Genomic DNA, 19,333 nt, shown 5'->3' on the forward strand with positions numbered 1-19,333 from the left:
CGGAAAACGGGGACGGCCGCCACGGTGGCCGGCGCACGGTGCAAAGCCGGCGCTAGGCGTGCGCGACGTGCGGGCGCGGGCCGCTCACGGCGCCGCCTCGGCCGCGCCCTCGCGCAGGCCGCGATAGGCCGTCGCCAGCGCCTGCACGTCCTCGGCCGAGAACAGCAGCTTCAGCGCGGGCGAGACTTCGTAGCGGTCCTCGCTGCCGCGCAGCTTGGACAGCAGGTGGTTGTCGCGCATCTTGGCGATCGCCGCCAGCACCCGCCGGGCGAAGCCGGCGCGGTCGGTAGAGACGTTCTTCTCGTACACCGACAGCACTTCCAGCAACTGCGCCTCGTCGACCACCGCGCGCTCGCCGCGGGTGTCGGCCTCGGCCAGTTGCTGGCGCAGGAACAGCAGCAGCACCGACTCGATGAAGGTCAGCGGCGCGGTGCGCAGCAACGCCGGGGTCTCCAGCTCTCCGGTATCGGCCTGGCGCGCGAACGCCACACCGCCATCGCGGTCCAGCACCAGTTCCAGGAACAGCTCGCTCAGCACGCGGCGGACCGCGGCCTCGTGGCGCAGCAAGGCCTGCCACAGCGGGCCGTGCCGGTAGGCATCGACGCTGGGGCCGGACAGCAGCTGGCACAGCGCGCGCCGCGCCTCCAGCGGCAGGCTGCCGCTGTCGCCGGCGAACAGCGCGGTGCCGCCATCGGCCGCAGCGGACGTGGCGGCGACATCGCCGGCATCGGCGTCGTGGCCGTGGAATTCGTCAGACCAGTTCATTGCGTTTTTCCTTGGTGAACCACACCAGCGGGATGCGCGCGCGCCTGACCTGGCCGTCGCCGCCCTCCCATTGCACCGCTTCCCATTCGCCGTCGACCACCACGCCATGGCGGGTGCCCAGCGCCAGGTAGCCGATCACGCTGCCCAGGCCCTGCGCCGCCGGGCGCTGCCGCAGCGCCTCGCCGATGCTCAGTTGCGGCTGGCGGCCGAGCAGGTCGTGCAGGTCGTTGCGCAGGCCGCGCAGGTCGATCTCCGATTGCGCCACCAGGTCGCCGACGCTGTCCAGCGAGATCGTCGCCGCCTCGGCCGCCTGCACCCGCCCGTCCACCAGCTGGCTGCGCGGGTCGTGCAGGCGCCACTGCGACGGCGAGCGCAGCCGCGCGCTGCTCAGCGGCAGCACGTAACCGGTGGCCGCGGTGGCATGCAGTTGGTCGCGCAACTGCAGCGCCTCGCCCTGCGCCTGCTTCAGCAACTGGTTGAGCCGGCGCTGTTCCAGGTAGCCGCGGCTCTGCACGAAGCCGCGCAGGCTGCGCGCGAAATGCTGCATCACCTCGTGCACCTGGCCGCCGCGTTCGAGCAGGGTGCCGGTGAGCCCGCGCAGGAAGGCGCGTTCGTGGCGGTCCAGGCGGCGGGCGAAGCCGCGCGCCAGCAGCGCCTCCAGCGCCGCATCCAGCTGCACGCTCTGCTCGGCATCGTTGAGCAGACTCCAGAACGCCTGGAAACTGCGCCCGGCCTCGCTCTCGCCGATCACGTCGATACCGGCGAACAGCTTCTCCAACACGTCGCCGCGCGCGCCCTCGTCGTCGATGATGCGCTCGCGGAACTCGCGGTTGAGCCGCTCGAAATCGTCGCGGACCCGGCGGAAATCCTCGGTCAGGTCGTCGGACAGGCGAATGATGTCGCGGGTGCGTTCGAGCGCGCGCTTGCCGTCCAGCGCGGCCAGCTTGCCGGCGGCCACGCGCTCGATCTCCGCGTCCAGGCGCTCGCGCTCGGCGCGCAGCGCGGCCAGGCGCGCGTCCGGATCGGTCTCGGTCTGCCCGGCCAGTTGCACCAGCTGCTGGATCACCAGCGACAGCCGACTCTCGGTGGCCACGCTGGCGCTGTCGCGCACGCCGGCGATGAAGCGGATGGCCTGCGCCGCCTGCCGCGACAGTTCGTATTCTTCCTGCGCATCGCCTTCGGGCAGACGCCGCTCCAGCCAGCCCTGCGCCAGCCAGTGCGCCACGTAGGCCTGCGCGGTGCGCGGCAGTTCGCGCGACAGCTCGTCGTCCTTCAGCGCATCGAGCTGGCGCTGCAGGCGCTCGTGCAGCACATCGGCCGGCAGCCGCCGCTGGGCGTCGCCAAGCAGGGTCTGCAGCAGGCCGATCAGCTCGGGGGCATGGTCGGCGGCGAGCAGCTTCCACAACGGCTGTTCGCGCAACTGGCGATAGCCGGCGATCCGGACATGCGGCTTCATGCAGGAACCGACCACCACCGCATCCGCAGACTCAGCGCACGCGCTCGATGAAGCGCAGGAACTCGGCGCGGGTGCGCGCGTCCTCGCGGAAGGTGCCGAGCATCTTCGAGGTGACCATGCTGACGCCGCGCTTGTGGATGCCGCGGGTGGTCATGCACTCGTGCGCGCCTTCCACCACCACGCCCACGCCCAGCGGCTGCAGCACGTCCTGGATGCACTGGGCGATCTGCGCGGTCATCTTCTCCTGCACCTGGAAGCGCCGCGCGTAGGCCTCGACCACGCGCGCCAGCTTGCTGATGCCCACCACCTTGCCGCGCGGCAGGTAGCCGACGTGGACCTTGCCGATGATCGGCGCCATGTGGTGTTCGCAGTGGCTTTCGTACTCGATGTCGCGCAGCACGATCAGCTCGTCGTAGCCGGCCACTTCCTCGAAGGTGCGCAGCAGGTATTCGCGCGGGTCGGCGCGGTAGCCGCTGAACCAGTCGCCATAGGCCTCGGCCACGCGCCGCGGGGTGTCCAGCAGGCCCTCGCGGGTGGGGTCTTCGCCGGCCCAGCGCAGCAGGGTGCGCACTGCGTCTTCGGCCTGCGCCTGGGTCACCGGGGGAGTGGAGCTGTTGTCGGAATCGGCCATGGGGGGAACGCCCGTAAGGGGGCTGCATGGTACCCGAGTCGCCTGGCAGCCGCCGCATGCGCGGCCTCCGCGCGGCGGGACGACCCGGCCGATACCGGGTGCGCCGTTCAGCGTCCGCCTGCTCCGCGCCCGGGCGGCATGCGCATCGCCCGGGCCGGCGCCGCGCCGGTCAGCGCCGGCGCGCGTGCATCTCGCCCTCGTGGTCGAGCCAGTTGGACCCCTTGTTGGTCAGGAAGAACATGTACACCACCAGCGACACCGCGATCACCGCCGTGGCGTACCAGACGAAGGTGGTGACGTGGCCGGTCTTCAGCGAGGCCTGGTACAGCAACGGCGCGGTGCCGCCGAAGGCCGAATTGGCCAGCGCATAGCCCAGGCCCACGCCCAGCGCGCGGATATGGGTGGGGAACAGCTCGGCCTTCACCACCGCGTTGATCGAGGTGTAGCCAGTGAGGATGACGAAGCCCGCGGTGAGGATCGCGAACGCGCTCAGCCAGTCGCTCTGCCTGGGCAGCTCCAGCACCAGGAACCAGGTGTAGAGCACGCCGCCGATGCCGAAGAACACCAGCAGGGTCTTGCGCCCGATGATGTCCGACAGCCAGCCGCCCGCCGGCTGCATCAGCATCAGCACGATCAGCGCGGCCAGGTTGATGATGGTGCCGGCCATGACGTCGTCGCCGGCGAAGGCGGTCTGGATCATCTTCGGCCCGGTCACCGAGTAGGTGTAGAACGCCACGGTGCCGCCGGCGGTGATCAGGAAGCACAGCAGCAGCGGGCGCCATTGGTGCACGAACAGCTCGCGCAGCGAGCCGGAGGACCTGTCCTTGCCCTGCTTGGCCGCGGCGATGGACTCGGAGGTCAGCGACTCGTCCATCGTGCGCCGCAGCCAGAACACCACCAGCGCGCCGATGCCGCCCAGGCCGAAGGCCACGCGCCAGCCCCATTCGGAAATCTGGCCCTTGTCGAAGAAGTGCAGCATCCCGAACAGCACCGCCTGCGCCAGCACGTGGCCGCCGACCAGGGTGACGTAGTGGAAGGAGGACAGGAAGCCGCGCCGCCCCGGGATCGCCGCCTCGGACATGTAGGTGGCGCTGGTGCCGTACTCGCCGCCGGTGGCGAAGCCCTGCAGCAGGCGCGCCAGCAGCAGCACCACCGCCGCCGCGCCGCCGATGCTGGCCACGGTGGGCGTCACCGCGATCAGGAACGAACAGGCCGCCATCACCGACACCGACACGGTCAGCGCCAGGCGGCGGCCGTAGCGGTCGGCGAAGCGGCCGAAGTACCAGGCGCCGATCGGGCGCATCAGGAAGGTCACCGCGAAGATCGCCCACACGTACAAGGTGGCGTTCTTGTCCTCCTTGGAGAAGAACTGCGATTCGAAGTAGGTGGCGAACACCGAGTAGACGTAGACGTCGTACCACTCCACCAGGTTGCCGGCCGAGCCCTTGAGCGTGTTGGACACCGAGCGGCGCAGGCTGCCCGGTGCGGCGGCGGCGGACGAAGAGGTGGATGCACTCATGCGGTGGGCCTCATGGATGGACGTCACGGAGTATAGGCAGGCGCTTGCGAGGATCCTGTCGCGACGGCGGCCACGCCAGGCGTGCGCGCCATGACCTCATTGCGCCTGCGGCGCGGCGAAGGCCTTGCTGTACATGCCCGAGCGGTCGAAGCAACAGACCCGCCGCTTGCCCGCAGCGAGCATGTCGCAAGTGCTGGCGATGCGCTTGACCCGCGTCTGCGCCTGCTTGCCCGCGCCGATCCAGAAGATCCAGTCGCGCCGCGCCACCGTGGTCAGCGGGTCCCAGGCCGCACGCGCAGGCGGATGCGCGGCCAGCGCGCGCGCCAGGTCGTCGGGCAGCACGGGTTCCGGTTCCACCGCCGCCGGCGCGATCTCCAGGGTCATCGTGGTGCCGACCTCGACCGCCGCGGCTGCCCGCATCGCCTCCTCGACCTGCAGCCAGTGGCCGCCTTGCCCATCGGGTTGCAGCGTGGCCTGAAACGGATGCCCGGCGAACCGGCCCTCCACGCTGGCCAGGCCACGCGTGGGCAGCGCGGCGCTGGCCGCCGCAGGCAGCAGCAGGAGACACCAGGACGCGTCCGGCGGCGTGGCTGGACGCAGCAGTGTCGCCTGGAAGCGGATCGGGTCGGCGGCGCCGGTCATGCCCGGACCTTAGCACCGGCCGCGCGCGGTGCCATGCTGCACCTGCGCGCGGCGGCGGCGCGACGCGCTCCTGGTCTTGTCGCTCGCCAGGCACTGCGCCCTGCCTGACCTGCCCGGCGGCCACCGCCGCGGCAGACCGGCACAACGTCACGTTCTCGATACGGCACCGCGGGCGCCCTCGCCCCTTCCCTTCAGTTCGACAGGCCATCGCCGCTATCCATGCGCCGGCCCGGGGGACCCGCGCCATGCGCGCGTCACGCGGGCGCAGGCAACCTGCCTGCCCGTCCGTCGTCACCCACCGTCGATCCCTCTTCCTTCCCCCCATTCCCCCGATCCCATGCACGCCCTTTCCAATCTGCGCATCGGCCAGCGCCTCGCGCTCGGCTTCCTCACGATCATCGTGCTGATGGTCCTGCTCACCGTGGTCGGCATCCAGCGCGTGCACAGCATCGACCAGCGACTCACCGCGATCAACGAAGTCAACAGCGTCAAGCAGCGCTACGCGATCAACTTCCGCGGCAGCGTGCACGACCGCGCCATCGCCCTGCGCGACGTGGTGCTGCTGGACGATGCGGCCAGCCGCCAGGCGACCGAACAGACCATCGACAAGCTGGCCGGCGACTACGCGCGCGCCGCACAGCCGCTCGATGCCCTGCTCGCCGTCTCCAGCGACGCCCAGGAGAAAACCATCCTGCAGCGCATCCAGGGCATCGAAGCGCGCACCATGCCGCTGATCGCGCAGGTGCGGCAGCTGCGCGATGCCGGCGACACCGTGCAGGCGCAGGCGCTGCTGCTGCAGCAGGCGCGCCCGGCCTTCGTCGACTGGCTGGCGAGCATCAACGCCTTCATCGACCTGCAGGAAGCCAAGAACCGCCAGGCCGCCAAGGAAGCGATGGCCACTGCGCGCGGCTTCGCCCTGCTGATGGTCGGCTGCACCGTGCTGGCGCTGCTGCTGGGCACGCTGATCGCCCTGCTGCTGACCCGCCGCGTGGTGCGGCCGCTGCGGCAGGCGCTGGGCCTGGCCGAGCGCATCGGCGCCGGCGACCTGAGCAGCCCGGACACCGTCACCACCCACGACGAGGCCGGGCAGTTGCTGCGCGCCATGCAGCAGATGCAGCGGCGCCTGCACGAGGTGATTTCCGCACAGCGCGAGATGGCTGCGCGCCACGATGCCGGCGCCATCAGCTACCGCATGGATGCGCAGCGCTTCCCCGGCGAGTACGGGCGCATGGTCGCCGACACCAATGCCCTGGTGGATGCGCACGTGCAGACCCAGCTGCGCATCACCGAGGTGATGGGCCGCTACGCCATCGGCGACCTCAGCCAGGACATCGCCCACTACCCCGGCGAGAAGGCCGCGATCACCGCGGCGATGCAGCAGGTCAAGCAGAACCTGCACGCGATCAACGTGCAGATCCAGACCCTGGCCGAAGCCGCCTGCGCCGGCAACTTCGCCCACCGCGGCCAGCCGGAGAAGTTCGAGCACGCCTTCCGCACCATGGTCGAGAACCTCGACACCATGATGGCCACCGCCGACGCGAACCTGGCCAAGTTCTCCGCGCTGCTGCGCTGCATCGCCGACGGCGACCTCACCGTGCGCATGAGCGGCAACTTCCATGGCGTGTTCGCCACCATGCGCGACGACGCCAACAGCACCGTGCACCGCCTCACCGACATCGTCGCGCACATCCAGCGCACCACCAACAGCATCGGCTTCGCCGCCGAGGACATCGCCAGCGGCAACCAGGAACTGGCCAAGCGCAGCGAGCAGCAGGCGGCCAGCCTGGAAGAGACCGCCGCCTCGATGGAGGAACTGACCTCCACGGTGAAGCAGAACGCCGAGCACGCCCAGCGCGCCAACCAGCTGGCGCTGGGCGCGGCCGGCGTGGCCAGCGAAGGCCGCGACGTGGTGGGCCAGGTGGTGGCAACCATGGACGGCATCCAGGCGGCCTCCAGGCGCATCGCCGACATCATCGCGGTGATCGACGGCATCGCCTTCCAGACCAACATCCTCGCCCTCAACGCCGCGGTGGAAGCCGCGCGCGCCGGCGAACAGGGCAAGGGCTTCGCGGTGGTGGCCGCGGAGGTCGGAACACTCGCACATCGTTCGGCCGGCGCCGCCAAGGAGATCAAGACCCTGATCGACGACTCGGTGCAGCGCGTCGCCCACGGCGCCACGCTGGTGCACCAGGCCGGCGCCACCATGGACCAGGTGGTGGCCAGCGTGCAGCACGTCACCGACCTCATGGGCCAGATCTCCGCCGCCTCGCACGAGCAGGCCAACGGCATCGCCCAGGTCAACCAGACCATCGCGCGCATGGACGAGACCACCCAGCAGAACGTGGCGCTGGTGGAAGAAGCCAGCACCGCGGCACGCTCGCTGGAGGAGCAGTCGGCACAGCTCACCCAGGCGGTGGAAGTGTTCAAGGTCGGCGCCTACGTCTGATCGACGCGCGGGCGGCCGCGCCGTCCGCCCAGGTGGGCGACGCGGGGCCGGCCGCCCCCAGCGCGTGAACGCCAGGTGTCGGCCGGTGCCGGCCATCGCATCGACTGCCATGGCCGTTGCCGGCGCAGGCGGTACGATGGCGGCCTCCCACGTTCGTCCCCTCCCCGGAACCGCATGAAGGCTGGCCTCCCCGACGCCGCCGCGACGGCATGAGCCGCGCGTCGCACCGCGCGCCCGTCGCCGCCGAGACCCGCAGCGAACGCTGGCAGCGCTGGATCGCCTGGCTGCTCAGCGCGCTGCTGCACGTGTTGATGGCGCTCGCCCTGCTGTACGCGGCCAAGCCCACCATGTCCACGCCGCAGGGCGCGGCCGGCGGCAGCCGGATCCGCGTGGACTTCCTCGGCGACAGCGACAAGCCGGTGAAGCCGCTGCCGCCCAAGCCCAGCCCGCCGCCGGCGTCCGCCGCGCCCAAGCGCACGCGTGCCACCACCACCGTGCAATCCACCCTGGTCGCCCAGTCCGACGACCCGGTGCCGCCGCCCGATCGCGTCGATACGCCGAAAGCGGCAGACACACCCGCGCCCGCCCCGGCGCCGCAGCCGCGTCCGGCACCGCCGGCGCCCACCCCGCCCGCGGACGCCCCGGCGCCGAGTCCGGCGCAGACCGCCGACAGCAATCCGCCGCCGCCGACCGAGCGCCGTCCGCAGACCTGGACCGGGCGCCCGCCCGGCGCGCTCGACACCGACACCGCCCCGGACAACAGCGGCCTGGCCGCCGGCCCCGGCAGCCGTGGCAACCGCCACGACATGGACGCGGCCCAGCCCAGCCTGGAAGTCGGCGGCTACTTGGTCTATTACGACCTGGGCAGCGAGAGCCAGCTGCGCACCTGGCAGCAGCAGGGCATGAAAGAGATGTTCATCCTACTGCCCGGCACCGAGTACCGCATGGTCTGCCCGCTGGAAATCGCCCTGACCCGCGGCTCCGGCAAGTGCCGCGCCCTGCCGCCGGACTCGCCGGAGCTGAAGAGCATCGGCGACGCCCGCCAGGTCATCACCATGCTGCAGGTCTATCACCAGGGCGAGCTGGTCTGGCGCGGGCCGGGGCCGTATCGCTGAGTTGCTGTGAGCGGGCGATCGGTGCGTCCACCCTCGCTGCAGTCGGGACTGAAGTCCCTCCCACAAGGAGCGGCCAGCCTTCAGCGCGGTGGTCAGCATTCGTTGGAGACGCAGGCTTCATCCCTGCGGAACGGCTTCAGCCGCGACGAGCGAAGCCGTCGGCCGATCCGACATCCTTGCGGTCGGGACTGAAGTCCCTCCCAGCGTGATCCTCCGACGAGGCGGGCGCCGCACCTGTGGGAGTCAACTGTCATGCAGCCGCGACGCGTGGAGTGGCGTGCTGTCGGATGGCGCAATGCGTGGGGACTGAAGTCCCACCCATCGTGGTCCTCCAGCGAGGCGGACGCCGCACCTGTGGGAGCGGCTTCAGCCGCGACGAGTGAAGCCATCGGCACATGCGGGGTTCCATTGCGATCGGACTGAATCCCTTGCCACGCGATTGCCCGCTTTCCGCGCTGGCGGCACGCTGGACAACACAGCGAGCGACGCCGCTACGGTCGGAGCGGTTCCATCCGCGACCCTGCGGCAACGCGGAGCGAACGCGGCGCAGCGCCCGACGCCCGAAGCGGCTGCCCAGCCAGCGCCCTCACGCCCGCTTTGCATTCGCCGCCGGCACCGTTGCTAGAGTCGGCCCGCGCCGCCGCGGCCGCCTGTCCCCCGCTTTGCAGGTCCCGCAAAACCCGGCGTCTTTCCTCCATTGAAGGAGTCTCGACATGCCCTGGAAATTCCCTCTCGCAACGCTCGCCCTCGCCGCCGTCGCCCTGCCCGCGCTGGCCCAGCCCGACCGGCAGGTGGTCGAGGACATGCTGACCCGCTCGGCCAACGTCTGCCCGGGCCACAGCACCGACCGCACATCGCCGGCGGTGAAGGCCGTGCCGGTGGGCGCGCTGCGGGTGATGCTCGACCGCGGCCTGGTGATGTGCCCCGACCGGCGCCTGGACGCCACCGCCCCGGCCGTGTTCTACGGCAGGCTCGGCGTGTTCGCCTGGAACCCCGAGGTTCCCGCCGGCGCGAGCGTGATCGTCAAGCAGATCGATGCGATGACCCGCAAGGACGAATACCCGTCCGAAACCCTGGTGTGGGACGCCAAGGGCACGCCGCTGAAACAGCAGACCGTCCCCGCGTTCGAACCCAAGCCCGGCGCCACCGTGCTGTACCAGGTGCGCTGACCCCGTTCCGCTGGCCCGCGCACGGGTCGGCAAGATCGATCGCAGCCGGCGGCCCGCAAGGTCTGCCGGCTTTTTTCTGCCGCGGTGCGAGTTCCATCGCGACCGCGCGCGGCGACAGACAAGACACGCCGTGACACGCACGACGTCGACGATGTCCTGCTTCTGTCCTTACGCCGCTCACGCGTTTCGTGGCGGCGGACAATATTCGGATCATCTGGCGCGATTATCTATCGCCACCGTCCGATTATCTTTAAATCAAGATTATTGACTTCTGAAAAGTCCGCTTCAGAAACGTAGACAAATTCCTGTGACGTGCACGCAGCCAGCCGAAACAGCGGAATTCGGCTGGATTCGCGCGAAACCATGCGGATCTTTCATCCTTTCCTCGTCGCCACTGTGGCGCAGCGCACGTCGCAGCATCGATGGATCGCGGCATTTTCCAACGCGATGTGTCGTGAAATTCCGTCAGGTGCGATGCGAATCAATACCGCAGCTAAATATTATCTCGTCGTGTCGCAAAAATAATGCAGACGACATAGTAGCGTTTGCGCCCTCCCCCACCCCCCGGGCGACCGGGATTCGACACGAGGATGTTTCCATGGCCACACAGCGGAATCGGCTGGCGCTGCGCGCACTTTCCCTCATCGGCATCGCGGGCGCGTTGTTGCCCATCGCCGCCACGGCGGCACCGGCGCGCGGCACCGTGCTCAAGAGCAATGTCCTGACCAGCTACACCCGCCAGGCGATCGCCACGCTGCTGGCCAACGACCAATCCCCCGACCAGGCCAAGTGCGACGTGCGCGTGGCCGAGTTCACCTACGCCACCATCGGCGTCGATGGCGAACCCACCACGGCGTCCGCGGCGCTGCTGGTGCCGGGCGGCAGCCAGTGCCCCGGTCCGTTCCCGCTGGTGAGCTACAGCCAGGGCACCGAGTCGCAGCGCCGCGCCGAGCAGGCCAAGGAGATCCGCGACGACAAGGGCGACGACACCATGGTCACCCACCTCGCCACCCAGGGCTATGTGGTGGTGAGCAGCGACTACCTCGGCATCGGCCAGTCCACCTACGCGTTCCACCCCTACCTGCACGCCGCGTCCGAGGCCAGTTCCACCATCGATGCGATGCGCGCCGCGCGCCAGGTGCTGCAACGGCTCAACACCCCGCTGTCGGGCAAGGTCATGCTGACCGGCTTCTCGCAGGGCGGGCATGCCGCCATGGCCACCCAGCGCGAGATCGAAGCGCACCTGTCCAACGAGTTCAACCTGGTCGCCAGCGCGCCGATCTCCGGCCCGTACGCACTCAGCCAGACCTTCCGCGACAGCTGGAGCGGCCGCAACGCGGTGGGCGAGAACACCTTCGGCATCGTGCTGGCCAGCTACGCCATCGTCGGCATGCAGCACACCTACAAGAACCTCTACCTCGACCCGTCGCAGGTGTTCCAGGATCCGTGGGCGAAGAAAGTGGAGAAGCTGTTTCCCGGCAACCAGAGCCTGACCGACCTGGTGCTCGGCGACACCCTGCCGGGCGTGGACAAGATCCGCCAGTACTTCCAGCCCGGCTTCTACAAGGACTTCGCCAGCAACGCCAACGACCCGTTCCTGCGCGACCTGGAGCGCAACGACCTGCTCGACTGGGCGCCGCGCACCCCGACCCTATTGTGCGGCTCCGACAACGACGCCACCGTGCCGCTGAAGAACGCCACCACCGCCATCGCCGCGTTCAAGGCGCGCGGCAGCAACCAGGCGACCGTGCTCGACCTGGGCACCGGCAAGCCCAGCGACAACAGCGCGCTGGAACACCTGTTCACCGAAGACGCCTGCACCATCGCCGTACGCCAGCAACTGTTCGACAAGCTCCGCTGAGGTCGCGGCGGGCGACAACGCAGGCGCACTCCTCCCCCGGCGCCTGCGATCGTCCGTCCCGCTGGCTGCCACGCCTGGGCGCAGGCGTGGCAGTGTTTTTCTGTGCGGTGCAGGCGCTGCACGATGCGGCGCCGATGCTTGGAAGACGTTGTGCGCAGCTGTGCGACAGCGCATGCGCGAGCGTTGGCGCACCTGACCCAGGATTGGGATGACGGCAGATCGGCGTGGCGGTACCGGCAGCGGCAATCACCGGCCGGCACACGATCCCGTAAGCCTGGCCATCACCCCGCGCCGAGGCCGGCACCACGCGGCAGCATCGCCAAGTGCTTGCGCCGGCCCCGCGCATCGGCGATCACGCGCCCGACGCCATACACCGACAATGGCACCACCCAACTGGCCCACAGCAGCAGCGCGATCAAGCCCGGCGACGGCGTCAGGCCCAGGGCGATCGCCGACGGCAACGCCAAGCGAAACACCACCGGCGCCAGCGTCGCCAGATAGGCCCGCACCATCCAGCGCTGGTGCCGCAGCACCTGCCCGCACCAGATCGCCATCAGTCCGACCGACACGGTCACCAACCACGCCAGCGCCGTGGCCGCGAACGCCACCCGGATCGACGGCGGCGCCGGCGAGGTCGCGATCAGCCCGACCGCCCCGACCATCGCCACCGCCATCCCAGCGAAATACGCCCGCCCTACCCAACGATGCAACCGCGGCCAGCGCCGCCACCGCTGCGTCGCGAACTGCAGCGCCCCCAGCAACAGGCCGACCGCCCCGCCACCGAGATGGCACCACAGCCAGCCGCGGCGGGTCAGGAACATCGCATAGGCCGGCGACTGCAACGAGGCGTACTTCAGATAGACGGAATGCACGAACTCCGCGGCGAACAGGGCTAGGGCAAGCCAGAGCAGCCACCAGGGCAGACGTGCTATCGGGTTGGTGCGTAGTGATGCCACTCGGGTGCTCGGCGGATCGCTATTCATTCCTTACAGCGTACAGCGCCGGACCCTCGGCAGCACGACGCCAGCATAGAAGTCCTGACTCGGAAGTGCCTTGATCCCAAGAAAGCAAGTAAATGGCTCCTTTCTTGCTCGTACAGAACAAAACCCCTTCTTTATTCAAGTTGACAATAAGCTCTCGAATGATTTAATTCACATGCCGATTATTGAATTTAAGCCACTCCTCGACCAGCACGATCCGCTGCGACAGCGCTTTCCAATTCAGACATGCATTCCGCTACAACTGCATGATTTCCAGCGGGATACTCAATGCAGGAAATGTTGTAACTTTGCTTTATCGCTTTAACCATCGACCGATGCTCAATTTTAGGCAATAGCGCATAATGGCCATGAGTGCTTTCTGAGATGGCATGAGTATTTTCCAATATTATTTGAAGATCGGGATCACCCAATGAATACCCCAGGAAAAGAACTGTGTGCGTGGTAAAAATGGCTGACATCACGCTGAAGAATCCATGGTATCGCTGCTTAGCCTTGAAATAGGACATACGATCCAGAACTAGATCATTCGGCTCGGTGATGCACCCGTGGATTTTCGCGATTATTCGTTGAGGAGAACGTACTAAGCTCAAAAGATCTCCCGACGTATATTTGCAAACGTCATAAGCCGCATTTCCACCGCTATGATGATCAAAATTTCTCTCTAGAAATTCATCATAGTTAGTCGTCACAATGGTTTTTAAATCAAGCCTAAGTATGTCTTTATATATATCACTGTGCGGAATAGGCCTGACTTGAAATACAGCCCTTAATGCCGCATTCAAATCTGCTCGTCCAATACCGTCAGTTATTATTTGAGCGGCGTCTAATAGCCTATTTTGGTTGATCAACTTACCAACTAGCCTCTTGTCAGAGGATTTCACCAGCTTCAGAGAAAGGTCACCTAAAAGTTTTGGCCAAGTTGGCATCGCAGGAGAGGCGTTTTTCGAAATTCCAGCGCCAATAAAAATCAACGCACGCCTATCTGCTATTTCTCGGATTAATGCATCTGGCCAGGCAACCATTTAAAATACTCGCTCTGCTATAGAAGATGCCAAAGAGCCGATAATAGATCTGTAATTTTCGGCTTGTATGAATTGGCTTCCAACCAATCCATCCTTCCCCTTTAAAGAAATTATAGGTGCATTCACTGTTTGAGCTAGAGGGATAAGACTATAAAGATTTGGCACATCACCAAGCCTCATATCTGATCCAGGCTGGGCGAAACTCGATAGGTGATCTTCAACCTCAACGGGAACATCATTCAAGATTCTTTCGTATGCTTTAGTCGGCCTACGGATCCCTTCTTTAGACTTTGCTATATACTGCTGAAGAGTATAACCTATATAGCCATTTTTAACTGGAATGTTTTTTGATATTTCATACCTTTCCAACATACCGGCATTGAATCGCTCCGCTTGTTGGATTCCAACTTCGTAATATTCTATCCAGGTTGATATCCACCGAGAAATATTCCTAACACCTAGTAAGCTGAAAGCATCAGCCCCTAGAGGCGTAATGAAGTTGTCACACGAAAGCAGTACCGACCTGTTAATTGCACCAAGTGAAGGACTTACGTCTACAAAAACAATGTCGTATTTACTACTTAATGATTGCAAATAGGCTCGCAGCCAATTTGATACTCGAAATCCGCCAGCTTTGCCGCTTGGGATATCATTCCAGGCTTGTGAAAGCTGATCTTCAAAAAGCGAAAACCTTGGATCGCCAGGAAGCAGGTCTACTGAAAATCTATTTCCTTTCGAAGTAAGAGGTTTCACCCCATTATTAATAGTAGCATCACCGTCCACTATTGGCTGAACTATATCCATGACAGTTTTGGACCGGATTTCTCCCTTAGCGCCATCTTTCGGCCAATAGAGATTTATAGTTTTATCATCGCCAAGAACATATTGGGTTATATTGCATTGAGGATCACAATCTACAATTAAAACCCTTTTATTTAATACGGACGCGAAATATGATGCTATGTTTCCAGTCAGCGTCGTTTTGCCTACGCCGCCCTTATTGTTAAAAAAAGAAACGATTTTCACAATATCTCCCTTTTCTTTTTAACTGAAAGTTTTATATAAAATAATTTGAATTGACAGGGTCGCGTACAGTTATGCCGTTGCTGCTAAATAATCAAGCCGCTAACCTCTTGATACGCGCAGGCAAATCACCAAGTACGCGGTGCGCCTCTTCAAGTTCGTAGTCCGCCTGCAAGCTCAGCCAAAAGCGTTCGGTCGTGCCGAACGCCGCGGCCAAGCGTACGGCGGTGTCGGCAGTGATGCCGCGCTTGCCCAGGACGATTTCGTTGATGCGACGCGGCGGTACGCCGGTGGCGCGGGCGAGGGCGTTCTGGCTGATGCCGAGCGGGACGAGGAACTCGTCGCGCAGCACTTCGCCGGGATGGATGTTGGACAGGGATGCCATAACGAGTTGCCTGAAATCAGTGGTAGTCGACGATGGCGACCTCGGCGACATCGCCGTCCTGCCAGCGGAAGCAGATGCGCCATTGGTCGTTGATGCGGATGCTGTGCTGACCACGCCGATCGCCTTTCAGCGCTTCCAGCCGATTGGCCGGCGGGACACGCAGATCCTCGAGACTGGCAGCGGCATTGAGCATGCGCAGCTTGCGTCGGGCGACCGGCTGGATATCGGCCGGCAGCCTGCGCGAGCGCTCACCACGCCAAATCTTTTCGGCTTCCTTGTCGATAAAGCTCCTGATCACGCGCTCACCATAACGACATCCGCCATATGACGCAACCCGTTATGGCTACCAGCGCGGAGCTTCACTCTGCTCCTTCGTCTGGCAACACACTGGATGGCGTGTCGCGGCGGCGGGTTCGAATCAGTCGGCGCCCGACGTGACCTCCTCCCATTCTTGACCTCCCATACATCCAACCCATCGCATCCTCGCCCCGATTCCAACACCGGAGGCGGGGATATGACGAAGTGGATGGGGGCCGCGCTGGCCGCGGCGATGCTGGTGACCGGCTGCGCCCGGGTCGAGGGCGAGAAGTTCGTCGGCCACTGGGTCAACGTGGAGTCGAAGGACGACACGATCGACATCGAGCGCAACGGGGAGTCGTTCATGGTGCGCAACACCACCCCGCGCTTCTTCACCCGCAAGCCCAAGACCGAGAGCTACCCGGCCATCTACAAGGACGGCGTGTTGCAGGTGACCAACGACGGCGAGACGGTGAACTTCGCCATCGACGAGGCCGATGGGCACCTCAACACCGGCAGCGACGAGTACCAGCGCGTGCCGGCCAAGTAGTCCTGCGACGTCGAGCCCGACCACCGGGCTCGCCTGGCCTGCGCGCATCGGAAGGTTGCTGCGGGCCCGGCAGTTCGCCGGTTCCCGGGACGCCGCTTCGCTTACTCGCCAGTGGGCCGCTTGGTCCGCGTGGACCGGCGTTTCTCGCTCTCGAGCGCTTTCAGCTTGCGCGTTGCCTCTTCGAAATCGCGCTCTACCGGCGACGGTTCTTCCAACGTGCGCTGTCTGTAACGAGCGAACTCGGCCTTGGAAAATTCCAGCGCCTGCTCGCGGCCGATGCGGCCGGCATGGGTCAGCACGTCGCGGTCGCTCAGGCGCAGGAAGTCGTCCAGCTTGGCGATCCACGCGTCCATGGTCATCGGCCTGCGGTTCATGGCCTGCAGCTCGGCGAACTCCAGGTAGGCGGTGACGATGCGGTTCAGTGCCTCCAGCTCCTCCGCATTCAAGTAGCTCTTGGCGACGACCGCATCGGACGCGCGCGGCGCGGCGCCCACCCAGTTGGTCATGCCGCTGTGCGGCTTGCTGGCGTCGGCGCGCTCCATGAGCAGTTCGGCGGCGGTGTGGCCATGGGCCGCCCAGTGCATCTTGTTCTGCACGGTGGCGAAGAAACGCTGGCTGGCCTCGGCCGACGGGTCGTAATCCACGCTGGTGGCGTAGATGTCCAGCACCTTGCGCCAGAACAGCTTCTCCGACGAGCGGATGTCGCGGATGCGGCCCAGCAGTTCTTCGAAATAGCCATCGTCAGGCCCGCGCTTGAGCCGTTCGTCGTCCAGCGCAAAGCCCTTGACCAGGTACTCGGACAGCCGCGCCGTCGCCCACTGGCGGAACTGGGTGCCGCGCGCGGAGCGGACCCGGTAGCCGACGGCGAGGATGGCGTCGAGGTTGTAGTGATCGATGGTACGGCGCACTTGGCGCTCGCCTTCGGCTTGAACTATTCGGAATCTCCGAATAGTTCGTTCATGTTCAAGTTCACCCTCGGAAAAAATGCTGCCGAGATGTTCATTGATCGTTGGGACAGAGACTTGAAACAGTTCTGCGATCTGCCGCTGCGTCAACCACACCGACTCGCCTTCTAGCCGCACCTGGATCCGCGTCTGCGCATCCTCGCTGCGATACAGGATCAATTCCGAGGTGGGGGCTTCCTTGTCGTCGCTACGCATGCCGGCTCCTGATGCGGCTCGTCAAAACAGCGCGCCCTGGATCGGCGTGCCGGAAGGTGCGGGAAGGATATCGGCTGCAGGCGGTGGTGGCTGCCGCTCCGCCCCCCCCAACCGCCACGCCAACCCTGAGATCCGCGCCGCGTGCCGGGCGAGCGCGGCGCGCAGCACCGGTTCGCTGGCGGCGATGTGCAGCGCGCGGCGGGCGCGGGTGATGCCGGTGTAGACCAGTTCGCGGCTGAGCACGCGGGCGTCGCGCGCCGGCAGCTGCAGCCACACTTCCTCGAACTCGCTGCCCTGGGCCTTGTGCACGGTCATGGCGAAGGCGCTTTCGTGCGCGGGCAGCGCGGCCGGGTGGAAGCCGCGGACCTGGCCGTCGCCGGCGCCGTCGAACCAGGCGACCAGGGTGCCCTGTGCGTCCTTCAGACAGATGCCGACGTCGCCGTTGAACAGGCCGTGGCGGTAGCTGTTCTCGGTGATCAGCAGCAGGCGGCCGTGGAACCAGGGCGCGGCGGCGCCGAGGCGGCGTGCGCCGCTGGCGGTCTCGGCCAGCAGTTGTTCGATGCGCGCGTTGAGCCCGCGCGCGCCCTGCGGGCCGGCGCGCACGGCGGTGAGCAGACGCAGGCGCGCGGCGGCGCGCAGGGCCTGCGCCGGATCGTCGGTGTCGCCGAGGGCGCGCCAGTGCGCGAGCAGGGCGTCGCCGCCGGCGGCGAGCGCGTCGTCGACGCCGTCATGGAAGTGCACGCCGGCGAGCTGGCCGCCGCGCAGCAGGCGCAGGGCGCCGTCGGCATCGCCGCTGCGTACCGCGTCGGCCAGCGGCGCCAGGGCGAAGTCCTTGGCCTGGCGGTAGCCGCGCAGCAGGTGCACGCGGTGCCCGGCCAGGCCGCCGTGGTCGCGTGCGACCGCGTTGTCGCCGAGCAACAGCTGCAGCGCCTGGGCGTCGTCGGCCTGCAATGCGTCGCCGGGGCCGGCGGCCTGCAGGATCGCGGCAAGCACGTCGCCGGCTTCCACCGAGGGCAACTGGTCGGCGTCGCCGAGCAGGATCAGTTGCGCGCCGTCGGCCACGGCATCGACCAGCTTGCACATCAGCGGCAGGTCGACCATGGAGGCTTCGTCGATCACGATCAGGTCGAACGGCAGCGGGTTGTCGGCGTCGTGGCGGAAGCGCGGCAGGTCGGGAATGACGCCGAGCAGGCGATGCAGGGTGCTGGCGCCGGCCGGCAGGGCCTCGGCCAAGGTGGGGTCGACGCCGTCGGCGAGGGCGCGCGCCACCGCGGCGCGCAGGCTCTCGGCCATGCGCTCGGCGGCGCGGCCGGTGGGCGCGGCCAGGGCGATGCGCGGCGGCGGCAGGCCGGCGGCGCGGGCTTGGGCGAGACGCAGCAGCAGCAGGCGGGCGATGGTGGTGGTCTTGCCGGTGCCGGGGCCGCCGGTGACCAGCAGCAGGGCGCGGCGCAGGGCGAGGGCGGCGGCTTGGGCTTGGCGGTCGCCAGCTGATTGGAGATCACGCGCGGTCGTACCCTCACCCGCCCTGCGGGCACCCTCTCCCGGGGGGAGAGGGAAGAGCTGGGCGAACAGGGGTGCGAGGGCGGCGAGGTCGCTATGCGGCAGCGGCTGCGCGGCGAGGCGGCGCAGGCCCAGGGCCAGGCGTCGCTCGTACTCGCGGTAGCGGCGCAGGTAGAGCAGGCCGTGTTCGAGTACGAGTGGGCAGTCGGGGCTGGCCGAGTCTTCGGCAGCGGGTTGTGCGACCCAGCGTGAGGCGGCCAGGGCGCGGATCCAGTCGTCTGCGGTGGGCAGCGCGGGGACGACGCCGTCGCGGGTGTCGAGCAGGAGGCTGGCGCGAGCCGGGTCGAGGCCGGCGTGGCCGCTGGCCACTGCCAGCGATGCCAGGGCGGCGCCGGCCAGGACCAGGTCGGGGGTGTTCGGGTCGAGGCGGGACAGGCTGTGCGCGAAGGCGTGGTCCAGCGTGCGCAGGGTGCCGCTGCGGTAGAGGGTGGCCAGGAGGTTGGATTGGCTCACGGGGTGGCTCCGTGGGCGGACGTACCCTCACCCCAACCCCTCTCCCGGGGGGAGAGGGGTTGGGGTGAGGGCACGGCGCGCGAAGCCCCGCGCGGATCCGGCTTGCGTGAGGCCCCGTCGCAGGACCTACAGCCGGCACACTTCGTCCCGTGCACGAAGCGGTCGGCGCTCAACCGTGGGCCGCCGCCATCCTCGGCCCCGACATCAGCGCCTCGCGCACTCCGCAGCGTTTCCGCCTCCCTCCGCCGCCTTCTCGGACCGGAGCGGAGTCGCGCTGG

The 19,333-nt window shown here is 66.8% G+C and carries 18 protein-coding genes; 6 read left to right on the forward strand and 12 right to left on the reverse strand.

The genetic code is table 11. The annotated features are described in order from the left end of the window. Nucleotides 1-84: 84 nt before the first annotated feature. The 5 genes from CEK68_RS03455 to CEK68_RS03475 form a co-directional block, all read right to left on the reverse strand. The gene (locus tag CEK68_RS03455; RefSeq protein WP_152238547.1) at nt 85-765 is read right to left on the reverse strand and encodes a DUF4194 domain-containing protein; all 681 of its coding nucleotides are present in this window, start codon (nt 763-765) and stop codon (nt 85-87) included. Next, nucleotides 752-2,221: a DUF3375 domain-containing protein gene (locus CEK68_RS03460; protein WP_043094008.1), complete on the reverse strand. Its 1,470-nt coding sequence runs from the start codon at nt 2,219-2,221 to the stop codon at nt 752-754. Before CEK68_RS03460 ends, CEK68_RS03455 begins: the two co-directional genes overlap by 14 nt. A 31-nt stretch (nt 2,222-2,252) precedes the next feature. Continuing rightward, nucleotides 2,253-2,852: a GTP cyclohydrolase I FolE gene (gene folE, locus CEK68_RS03465; RefSeq protein ID WP_017909619.1), complete on the reverse strand. Its 600-nt coding sequence runs from the start codon at nt 2,850-2,852 to the stop codon at nt 2,253-2,255. 169 nt (nt 2,853-3,021) lie between these two features. Then, nucleotides 3,022-4,371 (reverse strand): MFS transporter, encoded by a 1,350-nt coding sequence (locus CEK68_RS03470; RefSeq protein ID WP_148827727.1) that lies wholly within the window; start codon nt 4,369-4,371, stop codon nt 3,022-3,024. 96 nt (nt 4,372-4,467) lie between these two features. Further along, on the reverse strand, nt 4,468-5,013 hold the full coding sequence (locus tag CEK68_RS03475; protein ID WP_152238548.1) for a YdeI/OmpD-associated family protein: 546 nt from the start codon (nt 5,011-5,013) through the stop codon (nt 4,468-4,470). Nucleotides 5,014-5,350: 337 nt separating this feature from the next. Between CEK68_RS03475 and CEK68_RS03480 the strand changes: the two genes are divergently transcribed. From CEK68_RS03480 to CEK68_RS03495, 5 genes are all read left to right on the forward strand, one after another. Continuing rightward, nucleotides 5,351-7,459 (forward strand): methyl-accepting chemotaxis protein, encoded by a 2,109-nt coding sequence (locus CEK68_RS03480; RefSeq protein WP_152238549.1) that lies wholly within the window; start codon nt 5,351-5,353, stop codon nt 7,457-7,459. 209 nt (nt 7,460-7,668) lie between these two features. Next, nucleotides 7,669-8,574, forward strand: a complete 906-nt coding sequence (locus CEK68_RS03485) for a type II toxin-antitoxin system RelE/ParE family toxin (protein WP_152238550.1) — start codon at nt 7,669-7,671, stop codon at nt 8,572-8,574. Between the two features lie 713 nt (nt 8,575-9,287). Then, the gene (locus CEK68_RS03490; protein WP_152238551.1) at nt 9,288-9,743 is read left to right on the forward strand and encodes a hypothetical protein; all 456 of its coding nucleotides are present in this window, start codon (nt 9,288-9,290) and stop codon (nt 9,741-9,743) included. A gap of 312 nt (nt 9,744-10,055) precedes the next feature. Further along, on the forward strand, nt 10,056-10,268 hold the full coding sequence (locus tag CEK68_RS20925) for a hypothetical protein (RefSeq protein WP_193314089.1): 213 nt from the start codon (nt 10,056-10,058) through the stop codon (nt 10,266-10,268). A 73-nt stretch (nt 10,269-10,341) separates the two neighbouring features. Then, the gene (locus CEK68_RS03495) at nt 10,342-11,604 is read left to right on the forward strand and encodes a lipase family protein (protein ID WP_152238552.1); all 1,263 of its coding nucleotides are present in this window, start codon (nt 10,342-10,344) and stop codon (nt 11,602-11,604) included. 281 nt (nt 11,605-11,885) lie between these two features. On the opposite strand, the gene CEK68_RS03500 is transcribed toward CEK68_RS03495, so the two are convergent. The 5 genes from CEK68_RS03500 to CEK68_RS03520 form a co-directional block, all read right to left on the reverse strand. Then, nucleotides 11,886-12,587: a DUF2306 domain-containing protein gene (locus tag CEK68_RS03500; RefSeq protein WP_152238553.1), complete on the reverse strand. Its 702-nt coding sequence runs from the start codon at nt 12,585-12,587 to the stop codon at nt 11,886-11,888. A 188-nt stretch (nt 12,588-12,775) separates the two neighbouring features. Then, nucleotides 12,776-13,627, reverse strand: a complete 852-nt coding sequence (locus CEK68_RS03505) for an SIR2 family protein (protein WP_152238554.1) — start codon at nt 13,625-13,627, stop codon at nt 12,776-12,778. Further along, nucleotides 13,628-14,653, reverse strand: coding sequence for an AAA family ATPase (locus CEK68_RS03510; RefSeq protein WP_193314090.1), 1,026 nt, complete (start codon nt 14,651-14,653; stop codon nt 13,628-13,630). It abuts the gene before it with no gap. 91 nt (nt 14,654-14,744) lie between these two features. Continuing rightward, nucleotides 14,745-15,035, reverse strand: a complete 291-nt coding sequence (locus CEK68_RS03515) for a HigA family addiction module antitoxin (RefSeq protein WP_152238556.1) — start codon at nt 15,033-15,035, stop codon at nt 14,745-14,747. A 16-nt stretch (nt 15,036-15,051) separates the two neighbouring features. After that, nucleotides 15,052-15,333, reverse strand: a complete 282-nt coding sequence (locus CEK68_RS03520; RefSeq protein WP_152238557.1) for a type II toxin-antitoxin system RelE/ParE family toxin — start codon at nt 15,331-15,333, stop codon at nt 15,052-15,054. A gap of 216 nt (nt 15,334-15,549) precedes the next feature. On the opposite strand from CEK68_RS03520, the gene CEK68_RS03525 reads away from it, so the two are divergent. Further along, nucleotides 15,550-15,882: a hypothetical protein gene (locus CEK68_RS03525; RefSeq protein ID WP_010341478.1), complete on the forward strand. Its 333-nt coding sequence runs from the start codon at nt 15,550-15,552 to the stop codon at nt 15,880-15,882. Between the two features lie 101 nt (nt 15,883-15,983). Here the strand turns inward: CEK68_RS03525 and CEK68_RS03530 are convergent, their stop codons facing one another. Then, complete coding sequence (locus CEK68_RS03530) at nt 15,984-17,042, reverse strand: virulence RhuM family protein (protein WP_226977745.1); 1,059 nt, start codon at nt 17,040-17,042, stop codon at nt 15,984-15,986. Nucleotides 17,043-17,063: 21 nt separating this feature from the next. Further along, nucleotides 17,064-19,055, reverse strand: coding sequence for an exodeoxyribonuclease V subunit alpha (gene recD, locus CEK68_RS03535; RefSeq protein WP_152238558.1), 1,992 nt, complete (start codon nt 19,053-19,055; stop codon nt 17,064-17,066). Nucleotides 19,056-19,333: the final 278 nt, after the last annotated feature.

This window comes from Xanthomonas sp. LMG 12461 (assembly GCF_009192935.1).
In the GTDB taxonomy this organism is placed as follows: domain Bacteria; phylum Pseudomonadota; class Gammaproteobacteria; order Xanthomonadales; family Xanthomonadaceae; genus Xanthomonas_A; species Xanthomonas_A sontii.

Bases quoted from the DNA above. Each gene is read 5' to 3' on its own strand.
- CEK68_RS03455 (WP_152238547.1), bottom strand. From the start codon at position 765: ATGAACTGGTCTGACGAATTCCACGGCCACGACGCCGATGCCGGCGAT.
- CEK68_RS03460 (WP_043094008.1), bottom strand. From the start codon at position 2,221: ATGAAGCCGCATGTCCGGATCGCCGGCTATCGCCAGTTGCGCGAACAG.
- folE (WP_017909619.1), bottom strand. From the start codon at position 2,852: ATGGCCGATTCCGACAACAGCTCCACTCCCCCGGTGACCCAGGCGCAG.
- CEK68_RS03470 (WP_148827727.1), bottom strand. From the start codon at position 4,371: ATGAGTGCATCCACCTCTTCGTCCGCCGCCGCCGCACCGGGCAGCCTG.
- CEK68_RS03475 (WP_152238548.1), bottom strand. From the start codon at position 5,013: ATGACCGGCGCCGCCGACCCGATCCGCTTCCAGGCGACACTGCTGCGT.
- CEK68_RS03480 (WP_152238549.1), top strand. From the start codon at position 5,351: ATGCACGCCCTTTCCAATCTGCGCATCGGCCAGCGCCTCGCGCTCGGC.
- CEK68_RS03485 (WP_152238550.1), top strand. From the start codon at position 7,669: ATGAGCCGCGCGTCGCACCGCGCGCCCGTCGCCGCCGAGACCCGCAGC.
- CEK68_RS03490 (WP_152238551.1), top strand. From the start codon at position 9,288: ATGCCCTGGAAATTCCCTCTCGCAACGCTCGCCCTCGCCGCCGTCGCC.
- CEK68_RS03495 (WP_152238552.1), top strand. From the start codon at position 10,342: ATGGCCACACAGCGGAATCGGCTGGCGCTGCGCGCACTTTCCCTCATC.
- CEK68_RS03500 (WP_152238553.1), bottom strand. From the start codon at position 12,587: ATGAATAGCGATCCGCCGAGCACCCGAGTGGCATCACTACGCACCAAC.
- CEK68_RS03505 (WP_152238554.1), bottom strand. From the start codon at position 13,627: ATGGTTGCCTGGCCAGATGCATTAATCCGAGAAATAGCAGATAGGCGT.
- CEK68_RS03515 (WP_152238556.1), bottom strand. From the start codon at position 15,035: ATGGCATCCCTGTCCAACATCCATCCCGGCGAAGTGCTGCGCGACGAG.
- CEK68_RS03525 (WP_010341478.1), top strand. From the start codon at position 15,550: ATGACGAAGTGGATGGGGGCCGCGCTGGCCGCGGCGATGCTGGTGACC.
- CEK68_RS03530 (WP_226977745.1), bottom strand. From the start codon at position 17,042: ATGCGTAGCGACGACAAGGAAGCCCCCACCTCGGAATTGATCCTGTAT.